The sequence below is a fragment of the Pseudomonas sp. NPDC086278 genome (assembly GCF_050280905.1).
GTDB lineage: Bacteria > Pseudomonadota > Gammaproteobacteria > Pseudomonadales > Pseudomonadaceae > Aquipseudomonas.
The window spans coordinates 1-7,079 of sequence record NZ_JBNNWE010000159.1 but is presented as its reverse complement, the minus strand read 5'-3'; the positions used below and the strand labels follow the sequence as shown (position 1 = coordinate 7,079).

Genomic DNA, 7,079 nt, shown 5'->3' with positions numbered 1-7,079 from the left:
TGGTAGTGTGGGGTTTCCCCATGTGAGAGTAGGTCATCGTCAAGATTAAATTCCGAAACCCCTATCTGCGTATGCAGGTAGGGGTTTTGTTTTGCTCGCAGGAAAGTTCGTACAGCATTACCAGACCGCTCCCGGCTGTCACAGTCTCCCGACAATGCTAAGGTTCGGCCCTAGCTTTTGTATTTTCCCAAGGAAGCCTTTATGCCGGACGCGACGTCCCTCAATGCTGCTTTTATGGTTGTTCAAAGCAACAGTTTGAATGAACTGCGCAGCCTGGTGATCAGCGTAATGCGGCGCTACCCGCTGGCTCCTTTGGAGAATGAAATTGCCTTGGTGCAAAGCAACGGCATCGCGCAATGGTTGAAGCTGGCACTGGCTGAGGACCCGGAAGACGATGACATGGGCGGTTGTGGCATCGCCGCCGCCATTGACGTGCAGTTGCCGGGCAGCTTCATGTGGCAGCTCTACCGCATGGTGCTTGGGCGCGATGAAATTCCGGTGAAATCTCTGCTCGATAAAGCCCCGCTAACCTGGCGACTGATGCGCCTGCTTCCACAGTTGATCGACCAGCCGCATTTCGAACCCCTCCAGCGCTTCCTGACCCATGACACCGATTTGCGTAAACGCTACCAACTGGCCGAGCGACTGGCGGATCTGTTTGACCAATATCAGGTTTACCGGGCTGACTGGCTCGAAGACTGGGCAGACGGTCGTCACCAATTACGCAATGGCAGAGGTGAATCCAAACCGCTGACTCCGGCCAACTGCTGGCAGGCGGAACTGTGGCGTGCGCTGTTGCTGGATGTGGGTGAAGAAGGCATGGCGCAGAGTCGTGCAGGCGTTCATCAACGGTTTATCGAACGCATCAACAGCCTGGAAGTTGCACCCAAGGGGCTACCTTCGCGGGTGATCGTTTTCGGGATTTCGTCGCTCCCCGCTCAAGCCCTTGAAGCGCTCGCCGGACTGGCTCGCTTCAGTCAGGTTTTACTCTGCGTACACAACCCATGTCGTCACCATTGGGCAGACATCGTCGCCGATAAAGACCTGCTCCGGCATCAATACAAACGTCAGGCTCGCAAGAGCGGCATGCCCGTCGTGCTTGATCCACAAACCCTGCATCAACATGCGCACCCATTGCTTGCGGCGTGGGGCAAGCAAGGTCGGGACTACATCAACTTGCTCGACAGTTACGACGATCCTTCCAGCTATCGCTCGGTATTTCGCGAGGGTCGGATCGACCTGTTCAGCGACAATCAGCCACAGAACATGCTCAACCAGTTGCAGGACGACATCCTTGAACTGCGTCCGCTGAGTGAAACCCGTGAGCACTGGCCGGCTGTCGATGTGAAAACAGATCAATCGATCCGCTTTCACATCGCCCACAGCGCCCAGCGCGAAGTGGAAATCCTCCACGACCAATTACTCGCCCGCTTCAGCGCTGACCCTGACTTACGGCCTCGCGACATCATTGTGATGGTCCCGGACATCGACAGTTACGCGCCGCACATCCGCGCCGTATTTGGCCAACTCGAACGCCAGGATCCGCGTTTTATCCCATTCACGCTGGCAGACCAAGGCCAGCGCGGCCGCGATCCGTTGTTGATCGCGGTGGAACATCTACTCAAGCTGCCAGACAGTCGATTCCCGGTCAGCGAAATCCTCGACCTGCTGGACGTACCCGCGTTGCGCACCCGCTTCGGTGTCGAGGAGCGCGACCTTCCAACCCTGCACCGATGGATCGAAGGCGCAGGCATTCGCTGGGGTATGAATGCCGAACAGCGCGCGGGCCTGGGACTGCCGGCAAAGCTGGAGCAAAACAGTTGGCGTTTCGGCCTGCGACGGATGTTGCTCGGCTATGCCGTAGGCAGCGCCACAGCCTGCGAAGGCATTGAGCCCTACGACGAAATTGGTGGTCTCGACGCCGCACTGATCGGTCCTTTGGTCGCGCTGCTCGATGCACTGGAAATTGCCCATCAGGAACTCACTCAACCGGTACCGCCCAAAGAATGGGGCGTTCGGTTGCAAGCGTTGGTTCAGTTATTCTTCCAGGCCAGCAACGAGCATGACGATTACTTGCTGGCCCAACTCGAAGAGCTGCGTGAGACGTGGCTCGATACTTGTGAATCCGTTGGCCTGTATGACGTTTTGCCGTTAACTGTGGTTCGTGAAGCCTGGCTCGCAGGTCTTGACCAAGGGCGCCTGTCGCAGCGTTTTCTTGCCGGGGCCGTTAACTTCTGCACATTGATGCCCATGCGTGCAATCCCGTTCAAACTGGTCTGCCTGCTCGGTATGAATGACGGCGATTACCCTCGCGCACAACCGCCGTTGGACTTCGACCTGATGGGCAGCGATTACCGCCCCGGCGATCGGTCCCGTCGCGAAGATGACCGCTATCTACTGCTGGAAGCATTGCTGTCAGCACGAGACCAGCTCTATATCAGCTGGGTCGGCCGCAGCATTCGAGACAACAGCGAGCGGCCGGCGTCCGTGCTCATTGGTCAACTGCGCGATCACTTGGCCAGTGGCTGGCGACTGCAATACCCTGATGAAGACTTGCTTGAGTCCATGACTCAGGAACACCCATTGCAGCCTTTCAGCGCCCGCTACTTCCACGAGGGAGATGAGCTGTTCAGCTACGCCAGCGAGTGGCAGTTGCTCCACCAGTTCACCCGGCAAGCGACCGAGAGCGAGGTACTTGATCCCTACGTTCAGGACGAACCCCTGAGCCTCAGTCAGCTTCAGGACTTCCTGCGCAACCCGGTGCGCCACTTCTTCAGCCTGCGACTGAAAGTATTTTTCGAAGCCGCCGACGTTCCGCTCGCTGATGAAGAGCCCTTTGTGCTCGATGCATTGCAACGCTACACCCTCAGCGACAGCTTGCTCGGCGCGGCATTGGCGCAACTGGAGCACCCTGATCGGGCACTCGAAGCTCAGGCCAAGCGTCTGCAAAACAGCGGACTGCTGCCGATGGCAGGCTTCGGTGAATGCCTGCAACGGGAGTTGATCGAACCGCTACCGGATCTGCTGCAGCGCTTTCAACAGCTCCTGGCCTTATGGCCCACGCCGCTCAGCAGTGCGCTGCCGGTCAGTCTTGAATGGCAAGGGCTGCGTCTGGAGGGGTGGCTCAGCGGCCTGCACCAACGATCCGACGGTGATTTGTTGTCCGTCACCACCATCCCCAACAGCATCGGCGCGATCAAGTCCCGCAAATGGCATCGTCTGACGCGGCCCTGGGTGAACCACCTGGTTGCCTGCGCCAGTGGCTTGTCGATGACTACGGCATTGGTGGCCAGCGATGACAGTCTGCTGCTCGGGCCTATGGAGCAGGGCGCGGCGCTACGTATCCTCGGCGACCTGCTATCAGCGTGGCAAACCGGAATGCGTCAACCGTTGCCGATTGCGGTAAAAACCGCTTTCGCCTGGCTGGCTCAAACTGACCCGCTCAAGGCCGACGCCGCCGCCCGCAAAGCCTACGAAGGCGATGGCCTGACCACCGACGGCGAGCGTCGTGAAAGCCCCGCACTCACACGGCAATTCGCTGACTACGATGCCCTCATCGCAGACGAGACGTTCGCCGATTGGTGCAACGCTTTGTATAAACCGATGCTCGATGCCCCCTGGCGATCATTGTCCAGCGAGGAGGCGCGCCCATGACCAAGAAAACTCCACTGGCCCTGGCGTTCCCCCTGCGCGGTAGTCAACTGATCGAAGCCAGCGCCGGCACTGGCAAGACATTCACTATCTCCGCGCTGTACCTGCGTCTGGTCCTCGGTCATGGCGACGCATCGAGCGGTTTTGGCCGTGAGCTGTTGCCACCGCAAATCCTCGTTGTGACTTTCACCGACGCCGCCACCAAGGAGCTGCGCGAACGCATTCGCACGCGCCTGGCCGAAGCGGCGCGGTTTTTCCGCGATGAGATGCCAGCCCCGGACAGCCTGATCGCCGAGCTTCGTGAGGAGTATTCGCGCGAGCAATGGCCCGGTTGCGCAAACCGTCTGGACATCGCTGCCCAGTGGATGGACGAAGCCGCCGTTTCGACCATCCACAGCTGGTGCCAGCGCATGTTGCGCGAACACGCGTTCGACAGTGGAAGCCTGTTTACCCAAACCCTGGAAACCGACCACAGCGATTTGCTCGGTGAAGTCCTGCGTGATTACTGGCGACTGTTCTGCTATCCGATGCAAGGCGACGCGCTGAACTGGGTGCGTGGCAATTGGGGCGGCCCGGCGGCGTTGCTGCCGCGAGTGCGTGGTTTGTTCGCCAGCGAGCGCGACAGCGTCGAAGGTAAAGCCCCCGCCGAACTGATCATTGAATGCCTGCAAGAACGTCGAGCCGCGTTGCTTGAGCTCAAAATGCCGTGGCGCCAGTGGGCCGACGAACTGCTCGCCATCTGCAATCAGGGTGTTGCGAGCAAGAGCGTCGACGGTCGCAAAATGCAGGCACGCTACTTCGAGCCGTGGTTCGAAAAAATCAAAGCCTGGGCCGACGACGAGTCCCTGGAGCAGTTGGACATCGGGACCGGTTTCACGCGTCTGACACCGGATGGCATGGCTGAAGCCTGGAAGGGCGAGCCGCCCAGCCACCCGAGCCTGGATGCGATGCCCGGTCTCAAGAGCAGTCTTGATGCGTTGCCGACCCCCGATGCCGTCGTTCTGCAACATGCTGCGCGTTGGGTGGGCGCGCGGTTCGAAGAAGAAAAACGGCGTCGCGCGGAAATGGGCTTCGATGACATGCTGCTACGCCTCGACGCGGCGTTGCAGTCCGACGGCGGCGAGCGTCTGGCTACCCTGATCCGCGAACAGTTTCCGGTCGCGTTGATCGATGAATTCCAGGACACCGACCCGGTGCAGTACCGGATCTTCGAAAGTATCTATCGCATCGAAGACAACAACCCCGAGTGCGGTCTGTTCCTGATCGGCGACCCGAAGCAGGCGATCTATGCGTTCCGTGGCGCTGACATTTATACCTACCTGCGCGCCCGCCAGGCCACCACAGGTCGCCTGCACACGCTGGGCACCAACTTTCGTTCGAGTCACGGCATGGTCAGTGCGGTGAATCACGTGTTCGAACGCGCAGAGCAGCGCGAGCTGGGCCGTGGCGCGTTCCTGTTTCGCGAACAGAATGGCGATAACCCGGTGCCGTTTCTGCCAGTTGAATCCCAAGGTCGCGAAGAAACCCTCAACGTGAACGGGCAGGGGCTGCCAGCGCTGAATATCTGGCATTTGTCTGCCGAGCAACCCCTGTCCGGCGTGGTGTATCGACAACAACTCGCCGCCGCGTGCGCCAGTGAAATCACCGCGTTGCTGAATGGCGGACAACAAGGTCGTGCCGGTTTCATCCAGAACGAAAAAGACTTCCGGGGCCTGTTGCCAGCGGACATCGCGGTCCTGGTGCGCGACGGTAAAGAAGCCCAGGCCGTACGCGGCGAACTCTCCGCCCGGGGTGTGCGCAGCGTTTATTTGTCGGACAAGGATTCAGTATTCGCCGCCCAGGAAGCTCACGACGTGCTGAGCTGGCTCAAGGCCTGTGCCGAACCCGATGTCGAGCGCCCGCTACGCGCAGCGCTGGCCTGCATCACGCTGAACCTGTCGCTGGCTGAACTGGAGCGACTGAATCAGGACGAACTGGCCTGGGAATCCCGCGTCATGCAGTTCCGTGGTTATCGCGAGCTCTGGCGCAAGCAAGGCGTTCTGCCGATGCTGCGACGCTTGTTGCATGATTTCCAGTTGCCTCAAGCGTTGATTGCGCGCAGCGACGGTGAGCGTGTCCTGACCAACTTGTTGCACCTGTCCGAATTGCTGCAACAAGCGGCGGCTGAGCTGGATGGCGAGCAAGCGCTTATCCGGCATTTGTCCGAGCATCTGGCGTTGTCCGGCCAGGCAGGGGAAGAGCAGATCCTGCGTCTGGAAAGTGACGAGCAACTGGTCAAAGTCGTGACCATTCACAAGTCCAAGGGCCTTGAATATCCGTTGGTGTTTCTGCCGTTCATTTGCTCGGCAAAACCGGTGGATGGCAGCCGCTTGCCGTTGCATTACCACGATGCCGAAGGCAAGGCTCAGGTGACGTTGAGGCCGACCGCCGAGTTGATTGCGCTGGCCGACGATGAGCGTCTGGCCGAAGACCTGCGATTGCTCTATGTGGCCCTGACCCGCGCGCAACATGCTTGCTGGCTCGGGGTGACGGATCTCAAACGTGGCAATAACAACAGCTCGGTGTTGCACCTTTCTGCGCTGGGTTATTTGTTGGGCGGCGGTGCTGCACTGGCGCAGTCGCCAGGGTTGAAACGTTGGCTGGAGGACCTTCAACAGGACTGTCCGGCGCTGAATTACCACGAGATGCCGCAGGCAACCGCCGAGCACTATCATCCGCCGCTGAATGAAGCGACCCTGCTTGCCCCGCTGCTACCCAAACGCAAGGCCAGTGAAAATTGGTGGATCGCCTCGTACAGCGCCTTGCGCATTGGCGACGTTCTGAGTATTGGCAGTGACGAGGCCCCGGAGAGCCCGCAGGCACAAAAACTTTTCGACGATGAGCGCCTCGATCCGGAGGCGCCGCGAGAAGTGCTTGCCGGCGGCGCCGACATCCATCGATTCCCCCGTGGACCCAACCCCGGCACCTTTCTCCACGGCTTGCTGGAGTGGGCCGGTGATGAAGGTTTTGCCGTCACCGCGCAAGCCGTGGAAGACGCCATCGCCCGACGTTGCAACCGTCGTGGCTGGGAAGGCTGGATCTCGACCCTGAGCGAGTGGCTGCAACATTTGCTCAAGGCCCCGCTGCACATCGGTGGCGGGCAGTCGCCGGTGGTCTTCGAGCAGTTGACCCAGTACCGCGTCGAAATGGAGTTCTGGTTCGCCAGTCACAAGGTCGACGTGCTCAAACTCGATGAGCTGGTGCGTCAATACACTCACGACGGCGTAGCCCGTGTCTCGGCGGAACCGGTGTTGCTCAATGGCATGTTCAAAGGTTTCATCGACTTGACGTTCGAACACGACGGTCGCTACTACGTCGCCGATTACAAATCCAACTGGCTGGGCCTCGACGACTCGGCGTACACCGAGCAGGCAATGGAGCAGTCGATT

Annotated in this window: 2 protein-coding genes; both read left to right on the top strand. The window is 59.8% G+C overall.

The window, feature by feature from the left end; translation table 11 throughout:
• The first annotated feature begins 201 nt into the window (after positions 1-201).
• Positions 202-3,654 (top strand): exodeoxyribonuclease V subunit gamma, encoded by a 3,453-nt coding sequence (gene recC / locus ACQKP4_RS27880; RefSeq protein ID WP_427637249.1) that lies wholly within the window; start codon positions 202-204, stop codon positions 3,652-3,654.
• The coding region (gene recB, locus ACQKP4_RS27875) for an exodeoxyribonuclease V subunit beta (RefSeq protein WP_427637248.1) at positions 3,651-7,079 on the top strand (3,429 nt) is incomplete at its 3' end. The genes recC and recB, both read left to right, overlap by 4 nt.

Coding starts and splice junctions, on each gene's coding strand:
- recC (WP_427637249.1), top strand. CDS start 202: ATGCCGGACGCGACGTCCCTCAATGCTGCTTTTATGGTTGTTCAAAGC.